The 17,194-nt window shown below is 34.2% G+C and carries 19 protein-coding genes and 1 tRNA gene; 15 read left to right on the forward strand and 5 right to left on the reverse strand.

Annotated elements, in window-relative coordinates:
• The first annotated feature begins 181 nt into the window (after positions 1–181).
• From NF27_RS09550 to NF27_RS09570, 5 genes are all read left to right on the forward strand, one after another.
• Complete coding sequence (locus tag NF27_RS09550) at positions 182–1,102, forward strand: complex I NDUFA9 subunit family protein (protein ID WP_053332756.1); 921 nt, start codon at positions 182–184, stop codon at positions 1,100–1,102.
• Between the two features lie 67 nt (positions 1,103–1,169).
• Positions 1,170–1,529, forward strand: a complete 360-nt coding sequence (locus tag NF27_RS09555; protein ID WP_039458878.1) for an NADH:ubiquinone oxidoreductase subunit NDUFA12 — start codon at positions 1,170–1,172, stop codon at positions 1,527–1,529.
• A gap of 11 nt (positions 1,530–1,540) precedes the next feature.
• The gene (gene mlaD / locus NF27_RS09560; protein ID WP_053332757.1) at positions 1,541–2,053 is read left to right on the forward strand and encodes an outer membrane lipid asymmetry maintenance protein MlaD; all 513 of its coding nucleotides are present in this window, start codon (positions 1,541–1,543) and stop codon (positions 2,051–2,053) included.
• Entirely contained in the window at positions 2,034–2,510 is a 477-nt protein-coding gene (locus tag NF27_RS09565) for a DUF2155 domain-containing protein (protein WP_039458881.1), read from the forward strand. Before mlaD ends, NF27_RS09565 begins: the two co-directional genes overlap by 20 nt.
• Positions 2,511–2,648: 138 nt before the next feature.
• On the forward strand, positions 2,649–3,473 hold the full coding sequence (locus NF27_RS09570) for an ankyrin repeat domain-containing protein (protein ID WP_039458883.1): 825 nt from the start codon (positions 2,649–2,651) through the stop codon (positions 3,471–3,473).
• Positions 3,474–3,496: 23 nt separating this feature from the next.
• Here NF27_RS09570 and gshA read toward each other — a convergent pair whose 3' ends face one another.
• From gshA to NF27_RS09585, 3 genes are read right to left on the reverse strand one after another with little or no spacing between them, the layout of a single operon-like run.
• Positions 3,497–4,684, reverse strand: a complete 1,188-nt coding sequence (gene gshA / locus NF27_RS09575; protein WP_053332758.1) for a glutamate--cysteine ligase — start codon at positions 4,682–4,684, stop codon at positions 3,497–3,499.
• Positions 4,685–4,712: 28 nt separating this feature from the next.
• Positions 4,713–5,441 (reverse strand): RsmE family RNA methyltransferase, encoded by a 729-nt coding sequence (locus NF27_RS09580; RefSeq protein ID WP_039458886.1) that lies wholly within the window; start codon positions 5,439–5,441, stop codon positions 4,713–4,715.
• A gap of 21 nt (positions 5,442–5,462) precedes the next feature.
• Positions 5,463–6,599: a D-alanyl-D-alanine carboxypeptidase family protein gene (locus NF27_RS09585; RefSeq protein ID WP_053332759.1), complete on the reverse strand. Its 1,137-nt coding sequence runs from the start codon at positions 6,597–6,599 to the stop codon at positions 5,463–5,465.
• Between the two features lie 356 nt (positions 6,600–6,955).
• On the opposite strand from NF27_RS09585, the gene NF27_RS09590 reads away from it, so the two are divergent.
• From NF27_RS09590 to NF27_RS09615, 6 genes are all read left to right on the forward strand, one after another.
• Positions 6,956–7,378 carry a hypothetical protein gene (locus NF27_RS09590; protein WP_039458889.1) on the forward strand — a complete coding sequence of 141 codons (423 nt, stop codon included), beginning with the start codon at positions 6,956–6,958 and terminating at the stop codon, positions 7,376–7,378.
• Positions 7,379–7,572: 194 nt separating this feature from the next.
• Complete coding sequence (locus NF27_RS09595) at positions 7,573–8,250, forward strand: hypothetical protein (protein WP_039458891.1); 678 nt, start codon at positions 7,573–7,575, stop codon at positions 8,248–8,250.
• A 32-nt stretch (positions 8,251–8,282) separates the two neighbouring features.
• Entirely contained in the window at positions 8,283–8,945 is a 663-nt protein-coding gene (locus NF27_RS09600; RefSeq protein WP_039458894.1) for an outer membrane protein, read from the forward strand.
• Between the two features lie 193 nt (positions 8,946–9,138).
• Entirely contained in the window at positions 9,139–10,098 is a 960-nt protein-coding gene (locus NF27_RS09605; RefSeq protein ID WP_039458896.1) for a PhoH family protein, read from the forward strand.
• A complete protein-coding gene (gene ybeY / locus NF27_RS09610) occupies positions 10,085–10,621 on the forward strand; it encodes an rRNA maturation RNase YbeY (protein WP_053332760.1) in 537 nt (178 codons plus the stop codon). The genes NF27_RS09605 and ybeY overlap by 14 nt, the downstream gene beginning before the upstream one ends.
• A 21-nt stretch (positions 10,622–10,642) precedes the next feature.
• Entirely contained in the window at positions 10,643–11,515 is an 873-nt protein-coding gene (locus NF27_RS09615; RefSeq protein WP_053332761.1) for a hemolysin family protein, read from the forward strand.
• Between the two features lie 109 nt (positions 11,516–11,624).
• On the opposite strand, the gene NF27_RS09620 is transcribed toward NF27_RS09615, so the two are convergent.
• Positions 11,625–11,858: a DUF1653 domain-containing protein gene (locus NF27_RS09620; protein ID WP_039458899.1), complete on the reverse strand. Its 234-nt coding sequence runs from the start codon at positions 11,856–11,858 to the stop codon at positions 11,625–11,627.
• 131 nt (positions 11,859–11,989) lie between these two features.
• Positions 11,990–14,902: an excinuclease ABC subunit UvrA gene (uvrA, locus tag NF27_RS09625; RefSeq protein WP_053332762.1), complete on the reverse strand. Its 2,913-nt coding sequence runs from the start codon at positions 14,900–14,902 to the stop codon at positions 11,990–11,992.
• A 317-nt stretch (positions 14,903–15,219) separates the two neighbouring features.
• Between uvrA and NF27_RS09630 the strand changes: the two genes are divergently transcribed.
• The 4 genes from NF27_RS09630 to NF27_RS09645 all read left to right on the forward strand — a co-directional run bounded on the left by NF27_RS09630 (position 15,220) and on the right by NF27_RS09645 (position 17,174).
• Positions 15,220–15,744, forward strand: a complete 525-nt coding sequence (locus NF27_RS09630) for a hypothetical protein (protein ID WP_039458902.1) — start codon at positions 15,220–15,222, stop codon at positions 15,742–15,744.
• A 103-nt stretch (positions 15,745–15,847) separates the two neighbouring features.
• Complete coding sequence (greA, locus tag NF27_RS09635) at positions 15,848–16,327, forward strand: transcription elongation factor GreA (protein WP_039458905.1); 480 nt, start codon at positions 15,848–15,850, stop codon at positions 16,325–16,327.
• 11 nt (positions 16,328–16,338) lie between these two features.
• Positions 16,339–16,415 (forward strand) — tRNA-Arg (locus tag NF27_RS09640).
• 75 nt (positions 16,416–16,490) lie between these two features.
• Positions 16,491–17,174 (forward strand): retropepsin-like aspartic protease family protein, encoded by a 684-nt coding sequence (locus NF27_RS09645; RefSeq protein WP_152606900.1) that lies wholly within the window; start codon positions 16,491–16,493, stop codon positions 17,172–17,174.
• Positions 17,175–17,194 lie beyond the last annotated feature (20 nt).

Raw genomic sequence — 17,194 nt, forward strand, 5'->3', positions numbered from 1 at the left:
TAATTTAACTCTTGAATACTAACCAATTTAAAATATAAATACCATAAATAGCAATATTCAAAAGGCAAAAAAGCACCCAAATAAATTTGACTGTTACTATTATCTTTAATAGGGTAGAAAGTAATTTGCAAGGTGTAGATTATATTAAACAAAAACTTATTTATTTTTTTAACATTAAATTATGAAAAAGATTGGTATAAATGATACAATAACTATCTTCGGCGGTAGCGGCTTTATCGGAAGTTATATTGTAAAAGAATTAGCTAAGACGGGGGCTAAGATAAAAATAGTTTCTCGTAACCCAGAAGAGAATAATCAGCTGAAAGTTTGCGGTTCAGTTGGGCAAATTGCTTTTGTTAAAGGGGATATTAAAAGTTTTAAAGATATTGAAAAAAACGTTGAAGGTTCGACATTCGTAGTAAATCTGGTCGGGATATTATTTGAAAGCAGTAAGCAAAAATTTAACAAGTTACATGTAGAGGCTGCAAAAAATATTGCTTTATCCTGTTCTAATAACGGTATAAGAAGATTAATACATTTTTCAGCGCTAGGAGTAAATAGAAATCATACTTCTAAATATGCCTCAACTAAGCTTGAGGGTGAAAAAGCTGTGCTTCAGACATTTCCGAATTCAGTGATTATTCGCCCAAGCGTAGTGTTCGGAAGAGAAGATAACTTTATAAATATGTTTGCAAAACTTGTTGCCGTGTTCCCCGTTATTCCTTTAATCGGCGGCGGCAGAACCAGGCTTCAGCCAGTTTATGTTGTGGACGTTGCTGAAGCTGTGGGGAGATGCTTAGTTAAGGATAATATTTGCGGAAAAGTTTTTGAGTTGGGAGGGTCAAAAGTCTATACTTTGCGAGAGATATATGAATTAGTATTTAAATTGATCGGCAAAAAAAAGCCGTTGGTAAGTATCCCATTCATATTTGCTAAAGTTATGGCTGCGATTTTAAGTTTATTACCTCGGCCATTACTTACTTGTGACCAAGTTGAATTACTTAAAACTGATAATGTTATAGTAAAAACTAAGAACAGTTTTGAAGAATTAGGCTTAACCCCAACCTCAATGGAGGCAGTTTTATCCGAGTATATCAGATAACTAAATTGACTTATTCTCCGGGCAATAATATTATTATATTAATAAAGAGAGGAAATATAATTTTTCTATGAATTTAACAATTTGGATTTATACAAAGCTTTTTGGCAAGTGTGTTGGTGAGGATCAGTTCGGTAATCGATACTATGAATCAAAGCGTTTTCATAGAGATTTTAACAGAAATGACCGTTGGGTCTATTATAAAGGTATACCTGAGCCTTCAAAAATTCCGCCTGTGTGGTATGGTTGGTTGCATTATCAATCGGATGAAGTGCCGCAAAAAGATAAAAAATTATATAAATGGGAAAAAGAAAAAGTACCGAATTTAACCGGTACGGAGTTTGCATATTATCCTAGCGGACATGTTTTAGGTGACGGAAAAAGAAGAAAGGCGACCGGCGATTATGAAGCCTGGAAACCAAATCAATAACGGGAGAGGAAATGTCTAAGAATATTTTTGAAACAGTGGTCGGATTTATAGTGCTTGCGGTTGCAATAGGCTTTATAATAATCGCCTATAAAAGCGGCAGTATAAATTATAAGGATATTAAAGGTTATAAGGTAACTGCTCAGTTTACCAGAATTGACGGTATTAATATCGGAAGTGATGTTAAATTAAGCGGGGTTAAAGTCGGTAATGTTATCTCTCTTAGGTTGGATCCAAAAAGTTATAATGCAGTAATTGAGCTCGTTATAAACGATGATTATAAGCTTCCCGTTGATAGTTCAGCTGAAATTATCGGTAATGGTTTGCTGGGTGATAAGTATATTTCACTTGCTCCCGGAGCGGATGAAGAATTGCTGAAAGAAGGCAGTAGAATTGAATTCACTCAACCTGCTATTAGTTTTGAGAGCTTAATTGCTAGGTTTATTTTCGGTTCTACGGATGGTAATAAGAAACAAAAGGATACTAATAATTCTTCGGATGCTTCGCATGCTGCAAATCCTAGCTAAATTTTTAGCTTTTATTTTTATTTTTTGGAATATGGTATTTGCTGCGGAAAATAATGACAGCACCCTTATAAAAAAAATAGATGAATCAATTTTTAGTGCTCTGGATAAAGAGAGTACGGAAGAAATAGAAAGGCAAGGGGTAAGGGGGGGCTTCTATAATACAGCTCAAATTAATATTGTTGATAAAAAAATGGGGAAGATGGATGTGGTAACGGTTAATCTCCAAAAACCTATTATGTTTAATGATGAAATTGCTATTAGAGTTCTTAGCTGTTGGAAGGAAAATGAAAAAAAACTTTTACCTGACAGTAAAGCATGGATTGAATTTTATACTGTTTCCAAGCAAAATGAGCTGGATAAACAGTTTAGCGGTTGGATATTCTCTAATAATGCAGGGATTTCAAAATATTTTAATGAAAAATATGAGTTTATTCTTAGCGACTGTGTAAATAATTAGGTTTTATTCTATTTAATAGATTCTATATGAAAAATAAAAAAATCTAATAATAAAATTTCCTTCAAGAAATATTTCTTTAATATACTTGTGCTATAATGCTTGCTTAAAAGAATTTTATACTTTTTAGAGTGTATTAAAATGAAGCAAAACACACCAAGAGATGACTATATTGAAATATTGGAAAAAGAAAACTCTACCATAAGAGACTTCATATACTTCTTTTTAATCAATGAAGAAAATAAAAGCTATATTAATGAATGCAATAGCAAAGGGTATACAGCATTACATAAAGCAGTAACACTGGATGATGTAACGTTTATTGATAGCCTATTAAATACCGGGGCTGTGGTAAATGCCGGAGCTCATGATGGTGTAACACCTTTACATTTAGCGGTACTTAACAATAAATTAGACGTAGCAAAAAGACTTATTAAAGGGGGAGCTAATATTTTTTTAGAAACAAATAGTGGGGAGATACCTTTATATTATGCAATTTCCAATCAAAATTTACCTATTGTTAAAATACTCTTGGAATATGAATGCATCGATATTGATATATACAATTATTATTTAAGCAATGCATTAGAAAAAGCTAAACTAGAAGGTGCAGAAGAGATAGCTGAATTTTTAAAAATTAGGGTGGAAGATAAAAATTTAAGGCCGTTAAAAAAGGCTAAAACAGATCATATGCAGCCAATCATTGCTACTGAAGAAGGAACTTGGTTAGGGGAGTGCGTTATGAGCCAAGTTAATGATTTTGAAGATTGGAATGAAGTTATAGTTCAGCAATTCAGCCTACCTAATGATGATTGTGAAGTTATAATTATAAACGACTCAGATACAGAAGAGAGACTCATCAAAGGCTCTATTAAACGCAAGCGCGGAGAAGAACAAACTTTTGCAGAAAAATTAGAAAAGGAGAGAAATTTACCTCAGGATGAAAAAAGAGGTAGGGGTACTTAGTTTCAACAAGTAATATGTATTATTCATTCATAAACACTTGCAAGCAAAGCAAGCTCGGCGACTAATGCTTCTGAGTTATATATAAAATCGCTATTACAAGTAAAGCTGGCATTTGGAGAATTCAAATTAGTTAAGTGATCGCGCGATGAATTTATTCTTCTGATAAAGCTCACAATATTACCATTGACTGCATATGCGATATTTTCATAAGGAGATGAGTTTATGTTATGGATAGTGGGTACGCCTTCTTGAATAATAATTTCACGATTAAGTACTCCTTCTTTTATAACATCCATGGAGTGGCGCTTTTTTTTATTAATATTTAATATATCATCACCGCTACTTGCAATCATGATGCCCATTCCGAATGTTCCGTTATCAGCTTTGATGAAAACATACGGGGGTGAGGTTATCTGATATTCTTCATATTTTAATTTAATTTGTTCAATTATATTATCAACCACTGATCCAGCTTCTTCTAACCCTACTTTATTTCGGAAATCAATATTTTCGGCTTTTGCAATGTAGGTGGAAAGCAGCCACGGATCCAAAGAAAACTCCCGACAAAATTCCTCGGCGATTTTATTATAAGCAGTGAAGTGAGTAAATTTTCTCCGCTTATGCCATCCTTTATTTAGTTCAGGTATAATAGGTTGAGATATATTTTCTATGATTTCTGGAACTCCACCGGTAAGATCGGTATTTAAAATAATTAAATCCGGTTTCCAGTCTTGCTTAATATATATTGTATTATGATGACGAGTAATAGGATTAAGTGTAATTATTGAGGATGCGTTATATTCTTGAATCTCCGTAATATGCGGTGACCCGAATTCTACCACTATATTGTCGGAAGCTACTATGTTTTTTAATGCCAGCAAATTTTCAAAATAATTTTGGTTGCGGGTAAAATTTTCAGGTATGATAAGTATCTTACCCGGCTTGTTATTTTTAAACATTTCCGCAAATTCTGCCTTAGCATTTTGTAACCCGTGTATATCTAGGTTATTAAAACCTGCCGGGAAGAGGTTGGTATCTACGGGCGCAACCTTAAAACCTGAGTTTCTAACATCTACAGAGCCGTATAACGGCCTTTTATTTTCTTTATAATTTGAAAATATCCACTCTTTCATTTGAGCAGACTTATCAGCTACTGCTTTGTTTAGATGTTCTGATATTTTTAAATGTTTATTATCTTCTGTCCTCTGCACTTCTTAAACCTTTAGCTTATCAAATTATTTATTTCCAGTTATCCATTAATGTATTATAGCAACTTATTGCGGCAATGCCAGCGGTCTCCGCACGCATTATTCGTCTTCCGAAATTAACTGCAACTGCATAGTCCAAGCTTCTTATAAGGTCTGCTTCTTCAGAGCTAAATCCGCCTTCAGAGCCGATTAGTATACAATTTTCGGTTTGTTTTAACTTGCTTTTTAATGTTTGAACCCCTAAGGGGTCAGCTTTCTCATAGCAGAACATTAGATTGCCGTCAAAAGGTTTGCATTTCACAAAGTCGGCAAGATTTTGCATAGGATGAATTTTAGGTATACATAATCTTTCTGATTGTTCCGCGGCTTCAATAGCGCTTTTAATAAGTTTTTCCAAGTTTATTTTGTTTATCACCGTGCGTCTTGAAGTAATAGGCCAAATCTCCGTTACTCCTAATTCCGTTGCTTTTTGTACGACAAAGCTTGGTGTAACGTTTTTAACCGGACAAAATGCAAAGTGTAAAGGAGCTTGGTTTAATTGAGAGGCTAGTTGCTTTACTAAATTGATTATAACGTGTTTCTTGCTGATCCCGATTATAGTCGCTTCCCACTCTCCGTCTTTTCCGTTAAAGATTCTCAATAGCTCATGAGTTTTGCATCTTAAAACATTGCTTAGGTAATGCGATTGTTCTTCATTTAAGTTGATATTTTCCCCTTCCGTAAATAGATGTTCAATAAACAACCTGGTTCTGAGAGACATATACTCCTATAATTTTCTAAGTTAAATTCTGGCTTTTTTAGGCGTAGTATTCTTGGAATTTTGCCCAATGCTTGGGACACTTAATGGGTTAATATCTTTAATTTCATTTTGGACTACAAGCTGCTTGGGTTTTTTAGTGTTTAGTAAGGGAGTAACTTTCTTAATATCTAAGCTTGCGGTTTTTATCGGCTCATTATTATCAACTATGCTGAAGATACTTTTGTGTGATGCTGCGGCATTGTTAGCAGCAACGAGGATCGGTGATTTTTTAATGCATTTAGGATTATAAATCCCTTTCTTTTCAGAGAGATGACAAAAACCCAAATCCAGGATTTTTATCATATGATCATCCCTTATCTTTGCGTTTTCCCCGCCGAAAACTACCCCTACCAAGTGACCATGAGGTTTTTTAGCCGTAGTGATTAGATTAAATCCTGAAGTTCTTATATAACCGGTTTTTAATCCTTCGGCGCCGGCATATCTTTTAGTTACATGATTATGACCGTTCAGCACTTTGCCTTTGTAGGTAAAGGTGGTTTTTGAAAAGAGCGGATAATACTTAGGAAACTTTTTTTTGAGAGCCAGTGCAAGCTTTGCCATATCGGTCGCGGTGGTATACTGATTTTTATCATGACAGCCGTGTGCGTTTGCAAAATTGGTTCTGATCATGCCCAAAGTCTTAGCTTTTTTAGTCATCATTTTAGCAAAACTCCATTCACTTCCGGCTATCGCCTCAGCAAGTACTGATGCGGAATCATTAGCTGAGATAACTATGGTGCTATATATACAATCCCTAACCGTAATTCTTTCTCCAGCTCTTAACCCTAATTTACGGGGAATTTCTCGGCTAGCCCGTTCGGAAACGACAATTTGTTGATTCATAGTAAGTTTTCCGCTTTCTAAAGCTTCGAATGCTAAATAAACCGTCATTAATTTAGTTAGTGAAGCCGGATAGCGTAAATCATGCGCATTTTTTGAGTATATAACTTTCCCGGTCGCTGAATCCAAAACTAATGCCGCATATCTGGTGGAGCGTGTAATATCGTTCGCATAGGCAGTAAAGGTGAGGGAGTTAAAGATAATAACGAAAGCAACTAATAAACTTTTAAAACAGGCATAAGGAAACAAACCTGCCGAGTGAGATTTTTCGATTCCCATTTTCCCTTATTCTACCTCAAAACTTAATGGTTTTTAAATAATGTATATTTATAAGATATTAAAATATTTTTTACAAAAGTAAAGTATGTTGTATCTAAGCTTTTACGGTTAGTTAGTATGTATTATAAGAGTTGAATTTTTAATAGTTTTTGAAGTAATAAAGTTTATGATAAAATATTTTAAAAACCAACTTATTAAGCCGTTTTATAACTTTATATTAAAACTTCTTATTCTTTGTATATTTTTTATATTACAATATAATATTTAAATTAAAAATAAAATATTGACATTTAAGTTTAATTAACAGTAAGGTATGGGTAGTTTCAGTTGTTAACAGTAATTTAAGAGGTGAAGAAATGAGTACAATAGCTCCAAGCCCTCCAGTGCAAAGCCCAACTGTTTCGCCGATGCAGAGTCCAACTATTTCACCGCTATCAAATCAGCCGGAAGTAACAGATACAATAAAAGTTAAAAAAATTAGCTTAATTGAAGAATTATTCAAGTTAACAGGAAAGGGTTTCACTGTTGATGAAGCATTAAATTCACCTGATATCCCCATAAATTTTTTTAAAGAGAAGTTAAAAGCGGCTGAGAAGTTTGAAGAAGAGGCGGCTGCGCATAAGCAGCTAAGGGAAGAATATGAATTATTTAAAGAAAAGCATTTTATGGAAAAAGGTTGGTATAAAAGAATAGAAAAAGATTATGTGAAGTGTAAAAATGAGTTTGATGATTTAGTAGATAGATTTTACGCATGTAAGTATGATTCGGACTGTGAATAATCTGTTATTAAATTAATATCCTATGTTATGCGTATTCCTTGAAATTTTACTTTATGCGTGAAATTATCCTATAATTCACTTTTATTGATGTTATATTTAGTATAAAAATAAAATATTGACAGTTAAGTTTTATTCAAGATATGGTGGTAGTCAGTTTGGAAGGTTAATACAATTAATTAATAAAAGAGGTATATATGAGTAGACGTGAAATAAGAGAATTTAGAGAATTTGCTAAAGAGGTATTAGCCAAACAACAAGCAGCACAATCTTCACAATCAACAACGGCACAAAAAAATGTCAATTTAGATAATATGTGTAAAGTAGTTGCTGAAACATTTGCTCAATTAAATAACAACCTTATTAATAAAAACTTGATTTCAGAACCTATTAGTAAAGCTAATTTAGATCAGGCGATAAATGAAATAAATGGATTAAAAATTAATTCGGACATATTATTAAAATTTAACAATGAGTTGGTTGAGAATGGTTTTAATGCAGCTAATTCAAAAAACATAGTTGAAACAGTTAATACATTTAAGGCTTATCAAGTAAATTCCACTTTATTTAGTGAATTGAATGACAACGCTTTAAAAATAGGCTTAAATGCTCCTATAGACCAATATAATATAGATGACTCAATAAATACTTTAGTGCTTGAAAGTGCTAAGGCTGATGGATTTGATATAGCAACAATATCTTCCGGTTTAAGAGGTAAAAATGATACCTTTGACCATATAGGATCCGTAGTTAAACAAACTTTAGATCATATAATAGATTATTGTACACCTAAACACGGAACAAATAATACCCTTTGTATTGATATCTGTGAATCAGGCTTTAATTTTAATAATGCCTGGGATGATTGTGCATAGAATAAAAAAGTAAATTTTATAAGGTAACAATAATGAAAAAAATAGTATATGGAGCAGTAATTGCATCTTTCTTGCCGCTATTGGCAAGCGCGGAAGCTTATCCTTATGTTCGGCTGGATTTAGGTGGAGCATTGCCGACTAAATTAAAAGGTGATGCTTATCAAAGCAAAAAGCCAAATAATTCTTTAGCCTTCGGGGTAGGTGCTGGTTATAAGTTTGATGAGAACTTTAGAGTAGACCTTAATTACTTAAGAGCTAATAACTTTAAATTTTCCCATGATATAACAGATGATAATGGAACTTCTTCAATTAATCAAAAAATGCATAGTAATATTGCAATGTTAAATGCATATTTTGATATTGGTAATTACAGCGGGTTTACTCCTTATTTGACCGCAGGTATCGGGATGGCGCATAATGTTGCTAAAGATTATATAGATGTAGAGAAAGATACAGGTTTTAAAATAGTACAAAAAGGTCATAAGAAAAACAATTTTGTCTGGAATATTGGAGCCGGGGCTAGTTTTCAAATAGTGGAAAACACTCATATAGATATCGGCTACAAATTTTATCACCTTGGTAAATTCACTACTTCATCTACTGCTTCTGCAGCTAGTATTAATAGTGAAGTCACTCCAATTTCAACCCGCCTGCGTGCTCATGCTGTGACTGTGGGTTTAAGGTATACTTTCTAAGTTAAATAAAGGCTTAAAAGCTTTTAAAACTAAAAGGTGCGCGTAAGGAAAAATATTTACTTCTTATGCGTGCTTTTTTTATTTATGGCGGTGTCCGGAATGCTTTCAAATGATTAGTTTCTATATATAAAGCCTTGATAAAATTTTAAATTGCTTATAATGTAATCTTTATGAAATGTAGTAAAATTTATTGATGGAAACATCGGTTAGTTTAGTTTTTGATAATAACAGCCTATTGCCTATACTCTTTGGTGAGCAAAATAGTAATATAAAGTTCATAGAGCAAAGCTTAAGCGTACATATTTCTTCCCGAGGGAATTATCTTGCAATTACCGGTGATCAGGAAAGCTCAAGGCGTGCCTCATATACGATTGATTGGCTTTATGAGCGCATAAAAAATGGTATAAAAGAAGTAACTCAAGCTGATATAGAAGCAGCCATCCGATTCACCGTCGGAACGGCCGATCTTGAACAACTCAAGATTAAACAAAGAGTAGAGAGTAAATACGCACTTAAAACCCGAAAAAAAGAAGTCATACCTTATAATAAAATTCAGCATGCATATTTAGAATTGCTACATACCAAGGATATAGTGTTTGGTATCGGTGCGGCAGGCACAGGAAAAACTTATTTAGCGGTAGCTGCCGCAGTTTCAATGTTTTTAAAAAAACAGGTTGAAAAAGTAATCTTGACTCGTCCGGCGGTAGAAGCAGGAGAGAAGTTAGGGTTCTTGCCGGGGGATATTAAAGATAAAGTAGATCCTTATCTAAGACCGTTATATGACGCGCTGTTTGAAATGCTGCCAAGTGAAAACGTGGAAAGATATTTTGCCACCCAAGAGTTTCAAATTGCACCACTTGCCTTTATGCGCGGCAGAACTTTAAGTAATTCCTTTGTAATTTTAGATGAGGCGCAAAATGCAACTTCTCTTCAAATGAAAATGTTTTTGACTCGTTTGGGCTATGGCTCTAAAATGGTAATAACAGGAGATATAACACAGATTGATTTGCCGAAAACCATTGAATCCGGCCTCATCGACGCTATCAACCGCTTAAAAAACATACCGGAAATCGGTATAGTAAAATTTGGTAGTAGTGATGTAGTAAGACATCCTTTAACTTCAAAAATTATTGATGCATATGAGCAAAGCTGAAGAAGAACCCAATAGTATAAATTTCTCTAACATTGAAGTTGAATTGATTAACGATTCATCTTTATGGAATACACTTGATTGTGAACCCGAAGATTTCATCAAGCAAGTTATAACTCATACACTTATAGAACTTAAGCTCACTGAAGCGAGCAAGAAAATTGAGGTTTCTGTATTGCTTGCCGATGATGAAAAACTGCAGGAATTAAATCGGCAATACAGAGATAAAGATAAGCCGACCAATGTGCTTTCTTTCCCGAATTATGACTTAAAACCAGGCAACTACCTTAAAATTTTAAAGAAGGTAAAGGAAATATATTTGGGAGATATAGCATTAAGCTACACAACTATATATCATGAATCAATAGAGCAGGATAAACTTTTTATGCACCATTTAGCGCATATGCTCGTGCATAGCATACTGCACTTAATAGGTTATGATCATGAGGATGAAAGTGAAGCCGAAGAAATGGAAGAGCTGGAAATAAAAATTTTAACAAAACTAAATATATCAAACCCTTATTAACATTAACAAATCAGAATCTATATGAATGAAATGAAAATTAAAGACGAACACCCGGGTAAAAATAATCACCGGCTTACTTTTAAATATTTTATGTTTCTACTGGCTAAAATTATCAAACCTAAAATGATTACTCTTGAAGAGTCGGTAAATGAATTAATAAAAGAACATGATCTTCAAGATACGATAAATTCTGAAGAAAAAGTAATGCTGCAAAACTTTGTCGATTTTAAAGACTTGAAAGCTTATGAAGTGATGATCCCGAGAACTTTTATTATCGGCATCACTGAAAATGCTACTTTTGAAGAATTAAAGCAGAAGTTCATTGAAGAAGAGCACACCAGAATTCCGGTTTTTAGAGAAAACCTGGATGAAATCATCGGTTTTGTCCATATGAAAGATTTTATCCTCTTCGTCGGTAAGGAAGACGAATTTAAAATGGAGAAAGTTTTAAGAGAATTGATTTATGTACCGCGTTCTATGAAATTGGTCGACTTATTAACCAAAATGCGCCAAGCACGAATACATATTGCAATTGTGCTTGATGAATACGGCGGCACGGAAGGGCTGGTCACTATTGAGGATTTGGTAGAAGAGATCGTGGGGGATATAAGAGATGAGCACGATGATAGTGAAGAGCCGGAATTGGTAAAAGTTGAAGGCGGTACTATCACTGTAGATGGCAAGGCTCGCATTGAAGAAATTGAAGAGAAATTCAAAGTAGATTTAGCTAAAGATGAAGATGATTTCGAAACTTTCGGTGGATTTATTCTGGCTTATTTAGGTAAAATACCCGCAATCGGCGAAAAATTCGATCATCCTTCCGGCTTACGGATAGAAATCATTGATGCTGATAAGCGCAAAATTAAGAAAGCTAAGGTCAGAATTAAGGATTAGTTTATATTATAACCTTCCAATAATTATTTGGCTTAACTTATTTTATATAATTTTTGTGGCCTCGGTAGCTATAATAATAAGCAGTAATAAAAAAGCAGTGAACTCCAGGTCAATGCTTATCAAAATTGCCGGTATTAATATTTTTTATAAACTTAAATCTAGGTTGCTCTTTATCCCTATAAACAATTTTTTCTTCAAACATAGAAAGAGGACGAACCCACAGGTTATAATCTCCGTATAAAGCTTGATAGATCACGTGCTTTTCAAGAGTTTCACTATGAATGCATACACCGAGCACTTGATAATAATTACCTTTAAAATGCTGATATAATCCTAATTGCATAAAATAAAAACCATAAGTTTACAGACATATTTTTTAATAAATATAAATTATAAAAGCAATAAGAAACTTATTGCTTTTAAAATTAAATAATTAACGGCTTTTTAGTATTCGATTATAAATAATAGTAAACTTTAAATATTAGTATTGGCATTTAAAGGGCTTCTACCGTTTACTAAATATGGTTTTAAATATCTGCCGGTAACGCTTTGTTCGCACTTAACCACTTCCTCAGGAGTTCCGACCGCAACAACATTACCACCCTTATCACCACCATAGGGGCCAATATCAATGATATAATCCGCAGTTTTAATTACATCCAAGTTATGCTCAATAACAAGCACTGTATTTCCGGAATCAACCAGCTTATGTAAAACATCCAAAAGCTTCCTGATATCGTGAGTATGTAATCCCGTAGTCGGTTCATCTAAGATATAAAGTGTTCTTCCCGTAGACTTACGCGAAAGCTCCTTAGCAAGTTTAACCCTTTGTGCTTCACCGCCTGATAGAGTCGTTGCCGATTGACCTACGCTCATATAACCTAATCCTACTTCTTTAAGCGCAGCAAGTTTTTCATAAATGAGCGGAACATTTTCAAAAAATATAGCCGCATCTTCAACATTCATGTTTAGTATATCAGCAATGGACTTTCCTTTATATGTAATCTCTAATGTCTCTTTATTATATCTTGCGCCGTTACATTCCTCGCATTTAACATATACATCAGGTAAGAAGTGCATTTCAATCTTGATAACCCCGTCACCTTCACAGGATTCGCACCGGCCGCCTTTCACGTTGAAAGAGAACCTGCCCGGCTTATATCCTCTGATTTTGGCTTCCGGAAGTGAAGCGAACCAATCTCTGATTGGGGTAAAAGCCCCTGTATAAGTTGCCGGGTTCGATCTTGGCGTTCTACCGATTGGTGATTGATCGATTTCAATAATTTTATCTATATATTCAAGCCCTGTTATTTTATCATGCTCTCCCGGAGTTGCTTTAGCCCCATGAAGTTTTTTGACGGCAGCTTTATATAAAGTATGGATAGTAAAGCTTGATTTTCCGCTTCCGGATACGCCGGTAACAGTAATAAAAGTACCGAGCGGAAAGCTAGCCGATATATTGTTAAGATTATTAGTTCTGGCTCCGGTTATCTCAATAAATTTATTAGGATGCCCGGGTCTTCTATTTTGCGGAACCGGGATAAACTCTCTGCCTGAAAGATATTTTCCTGTAATACTTTCTTCAGCATGAGATACTTCAAGCGGAGTTCCGGCTGCAATTATTTTACCGCCGTGGATACCCGCACCTAAACCTACGTCGACTATATAATCAGCACACATCATGGTATCTTCATCATGCTCGACTACGATAACCGTATTGCCGAGATCGCGTAAGTTGCGAAGAGTGTTGAGTAACCTTTCATTATCGCATTGGTGTAACCCGATAGAAGGCTCATCCAATACATAAAGTACGCCACTTAACCCGGAGCCGATTTGAGAAGCAAGCCTAATTCTTTGGCTTTCACCACCTGATAAGGTTCCCGATTCCCGATTTAGGGTAATATATTCCAAGCCTACATCATATAAAAATCCTAATCTTCTTCTTACTTCTTTTAAAGCGCGTTCTGCAATTTGCTTATGTGTAGAGCTTAATAAATTTTCAAGATTTTCAAACCATTTTATGGCATCGCTGATAGTGAGTTTACATACTTCACCGATATTTTTGCCCCCGATTTTAACACATAACGATTCTTGTTTTAGCCTATAACCATTACAGGTACGACAAGCTTTGCTACTTTGGTATTTTCTGAGATCTTCCCTAATAAACTCACTCTCGGTTCTTAAAACTTTCTCTTCAAGATAAGGTATAATTCCTTCAAAAGGTTGAGTTATTTTAGAAGTTCTAAAGCCGTCATCATAAATAAAATCTATTTCTTCCTCCTTAGAACCATAGATGAGAACTTCCTGAATTTCGGGAGGTAGATCCTTGAAAGGCTTAAACATCGAAAACCCATAATGTTTGGCGATCGATTCCAAGGTCTGTTGATAGAATTTTGTTTCGCTTGTGCCGAATTTATAATTAACTTTATGCCAAGGGGCGATAGCACCTTCTTTTAAGCTAAGTTCAGGATGAGGGACAACTAAACTTGCATCAAAAAATACCTCCGATCCTAACCCGTCACATTTCGGGCACGCGCCATAAGGACTATTAAAAGAGAAAATACGGGGTTCAATTTCCGTTAAAGTAAAACCTGAAATAGGGCAGGCAAACTTTTCAGAAAACACTATAACTTCACCCGGTTTACGGTTACTTTCTTTGCCTTCCGGAATAGAAACAACTTCAACAAATAAAATTCCTTCACTTAGTTTTAGCCCTGTTTCAATGCTATCTGCCAGCCTATTGCCTAAATTTTCATCAATAACTAACCTATCAACTACTACTTCAACGTCATGTTTTTTATTTTTATCTAAAATCGGCAATTCATCAAATTCATAGAGTATCCCGTCAACTCTAAATCTATCATACCCTTGTTTTTTAAAGGTTAGAAAATCTTTTCTATGTTCACCTTTTTGTCCTTTAATTATCGGGGCTAAGATATATATTTTAGAATCTTGAGGTAGTTCTTTGATAATCTCGACCATTTGCGAAGATGTTTGTTTTTCAATCGGCTTGCCGGTTGCAGGAGAATAAGGTATCCCGATTCTGGCATATAACAGACGTAGATAATCATAAATTTCAGTTGCTGTAGAAACGGTGGAGCGCGGGTTTTTCGAAGTGGTCTTTTGATCAATAGCTATCGCCGGAGAGAGGCCGGTTATCGATTCGATATCAGGCTTATTTTGCAGTTCAAGAAACTGCCTTGCGTATGCGGATAAGCTTTCTACGTATCTTCTTTGGCCTTCTGCATAAATGGTATCAAATGCGAGAGAAGATTTCCCCGAGCCACTGACTCCGGTGATTACAACCAACTGATTTCTTGGGATATCAACACTAACATTCTTTAAGTTATGCTCTTTAGCGCCTTTTACTGAAATAAACCCTTCCATTGCAACTAACCCTCAAAGTAATTTTTTAAGACTGTGATTATATACACTACTTCATCATATTCAACTGTTTAGAAAATGTTTATAATTTAAAAGAGTTAATCTTTATTTAAAACATTTTATCAACACAATATTAATGATTGTTTGCTCAATTTGTAAATAGAAAATGAAGTAAGGTAACGGTAAAATTTTTTACTCAAACTTTTTAATATTGGTATTATGAAATAATTTATAAAGCATTATGAAAAAACTTAGTGAAACTTTAATAATACTTCTATATATAACTTTCACATTAATTAAACTGTTAAGCAAATAGATATATGAAAGATTCAACTTTTAGCTTTCCGGAGCATTTTTTTACACAATATGTTTATAGTGAAGCATATCATTTATCAATAGATACGAAAAACTTTCAGCTATATATCGGCAGAAGAGAAGACATCACTAATCTCATCTTAAAAAAAGACCAGGAAGAAAGAGAAGAAAGTCAAAGAATTATTGAGCGAAATCAACAAATCATTGAAGAAAATCAAAGAGCTCTCAATGAAAAAAAAGAAAATTATAAGAGGTTATTAGATAGGTTTAATGTCGGGCAAAATGCAGCAGGCTTTAATTCCACGGCACATTATGTATTTAATGCTTCTCAAGCTGTAGAATGGGATCCTAGTATTAAATTTTTACAACTAATGGATGAGAATGAAAAACCTAGTTTTGTCTCAAGAATAAAAAGAGCAAGGGAAGAAAAGGAGAACATAGAACCAAAAGATAATAGAGCTGAACGTGTTGAGAAAAGGGATGAGAGAGGTAGTAACCATGATAGTAAAAGACTTTGTGTTACTAGATAACATGAAATTACTCATACTTTATGCAATATAAGTTTACTAATCTTGCATTTTAGCATTTATAAATATAAAATGATTGCTTTGAATTAAGTATAAAGAGTTAGTTATGTCGGATAAGTTTCCAATTACCCCTGAAGGATATGAAAAATTAAACCAAGAATTAACTAAGCTAAAGTCTGTTGAGCGGCCTGCTGTAATTATTGCGATTGCTGAAGCGAGAGCACATGGCGATTTATCTGAGAATGCGGAATACAGTGCGGCAAGAGAGAAGCAGGGGTTTATTGAAGCAAAGCTTGCTGATTTGGAAAGTAAGTTGTCGAGAGCGGAAATTATTGATGTTAAATCTTTAAGTGGTGATAAAGTAGTTTTCGGTGCAACGGTTACGCTGGTTGATGAAGATACTGAAGAAGAAGTGGTTTACAGAATTGTAAGTGATATTGAAGCTGATATTTCAAAAGGAGCTATTTCATTTTCTTCGCCGGTAGCTAAAGCATTATTGGGTAGAAATAAGGGCGAAACAGTAGAGGTTTATACTCCTAAAGGCTTGAAATATTATGAAATACTAGATGTTCAATTTATTTCTTAAAAAGTTTATAAGCATTCGTAGCTCAGCTGGATAGAGCGTTGCCCTCCGGAGGCAAAGGTCGTGGGTTCAAATCCCTCCGAATGCGCCATCTTTTTAATAGTTAGTTGTTAACCTTTTATTAATCCTTAAAGAGTATCCTTTTAAAGAAGTAGCTTCTTTTATAGTGAGTATATCCGGAAAGAAAGCTTTGTTGAGAAGACGAGCGAGTAATCTCGGCAATCACTTCGGAAAAGTAGATAGGGTAAGATGTATGCAGTACGAAAAAATAGAAATAGTAAGAAGTATTTTAGTTTTAATGCTAATAATTGCTTCTTTTATTGCGGCAAAAAGATATAAGAATATTCCCTTTTTAAAGTATTCCCTTTATTGGGTTGCTATATTTGTATTTTTCGGACTTATTTATACTTTTAAAAATGCAGCATTTGAAGTTAAAGAAAAAATGGCTGCTGAGCTTATACCAGGGTATGCAGTCAGTAGTGGGGGGCAAATGGTAGTTAAAAAAGCTGATAACGGGCATTTTTACCTATATCTTAATTTAAACGGAAAAACAGTTAGGTTTATGGTTGATACAGGTGCAACCAACGTTTCAATTTCTAAAAACTTAGCTCAAGAAATCGGAATTAATACAGAGAACTTGAAATTTATATATACTGCTTATACGGCAAATGGGGTGATAAGAACAGCTAATGCGATAGTTAGGGAAATTGAATTAGGTGATTTTAAATTAAATAATTTTACAGTAAGTGTTAGTGATTATGATGAAACTATCCCTCTGCTCGGTATGTCATTCTTAAATAAATTTAAATCATATGAATTTCGGGGTGATAGCCTTTATCTTAAATACTAATTTATTTTATTTAAATTATT

It is taken from the genome of Candidatus Jidaibacter acanthamoeba, from assembly GCF_000815465.1.
Classification (GTDB): Bacteria; Pseudomonadota; Alphaproteobacteria; order Rickettsiales; family Midichloriaceae; genus Jidaibacter; species Jidaibacter acanthamoebae.

What these genes read in the sequence shown, in the direction of transcription:
- NF27_RS09605 (WP_039458896.1), top strand. Translation starts at nt 9,139, where the DNA reads ATGGAAACATCGGTTAGTTTAGTTTTTGATAATAACAGCCTATTGCCT.
- NF27_RS09615 (WP_053332761.1), top strand. Translation starts at nt 10,643, where the DNA reads ATGAATGAAATGAAAATTAAAGACGAACACCCGGGTAAAAATAATCAC.
- NF27_RS09630 (WP_039458902.1), top strand. Translation starts at nt 15,220, where the DNA reads ATGAAAGATTCAACTTTTAGCTTTCCGGAGCATTTTTTTACACAATAT.
- NF27_RS09580 (WP_039458886.1), bottom strand. Translation starts at nt 5,441, where the DNA reads ATGTCTCTCAGAACCAGGTTGTTTATTGAACATCTATTTACGGAAGGG.
- ybeY (WP_053332760.1), top strand. Translation starts at nt 10,085, where the DNA reads ATGAGCAAAGCTGAAGAAGAACCCAATAGTATAAATTTCTCTAACATT.
- NF27_RS09595 (WP_039458891.1), top strand. Translation starts at nt 7,573, where the DNA reads ATGAGTAGACGTGAAATAAGAGAATTTAGAGAATTTGCTAAAGAGGTA.
- uvrA (WP_053332762.1), bottom strand. Translation starts at nt 14,902, where the DNA reads ATGGAAGGGTTTATTTCAGTAAAAGGCGCTAAAGAGCATAACTTAAAG.
- NF27_RS09620 (WP_039458899.1), bottom strand. Translation starts at nt 11,858, where the DNA reads ATGCAATTAGGATTATATCAGCATTTTAAAGGTAATTATTATCAAGTG.
- NF27_RS09555 (WP_039458878.1), top strand. Translation starts at nt 1,170, where the DNA reads ATGAATTTAACAATTTGGATTTATACAAAGCTTTTTGGCAAGTGTGTT.
- mlaD (WP_053332757.1), top strand. Translation starts at nt 1,541, where the DNA reads ATGTCTAAGAATATTTTTGAAACAGTGGTCGGATTTATAGTGCTTGCG.
- greA (WP_039458905.1), top strand. Translation starts at nt 15,848, where the DNA reads ATGTCGGATAAGTTTCCAATTACCCCTGAAGGATATGAAAAATTAAAC.
- NF27_RS09565 (WP_039458881.1), top strand. Translation starts at nt 2,034, where the DNA reads ATGCTGCAAATCCTAGCTAAATTTTTAGCTTTTATTTTTATTTTTTGG.
- NF27_RS09600 (WP_039458894.1), top strand. Translation starts at nt 8,283, where the DNA reads ATGAAAAAAATAGTATATGGAGCAGTAATTGCATCTTTCTTGCCGCTA.
- NF27_RS09570 (WP_039458883.1), top strand. Translation starts at nt 2,649, where the DNA reads ATGAAGCAAAACACACCAAGAGATGACTATATTGAAATATTGGAAAAA.
- NF27_RS09590 (WP_039458889.1), top strand. Translation starts at nt 6,956, where the DNA reads ATGAGTACAATAGCTCCAAGCCCTCCAGTGCAAAGCCCAACTGTTTCG.
- NF27_RS09550 (WP_053332756.1), top strand. Translation starts at nt 182, where the DNA reads ATGAAAAAGATTGGTATAAATGATACAATAACTATCTTCGGCGGTAGC.
- NF27_RS09585 (WP_053332759.1), bottom strand. Translation starts at nt 6,599, where the DNA reads ATGGGAATCGAAAAATCTCACTCGGCAGGTTTGTTTCCTTATGCCTGT.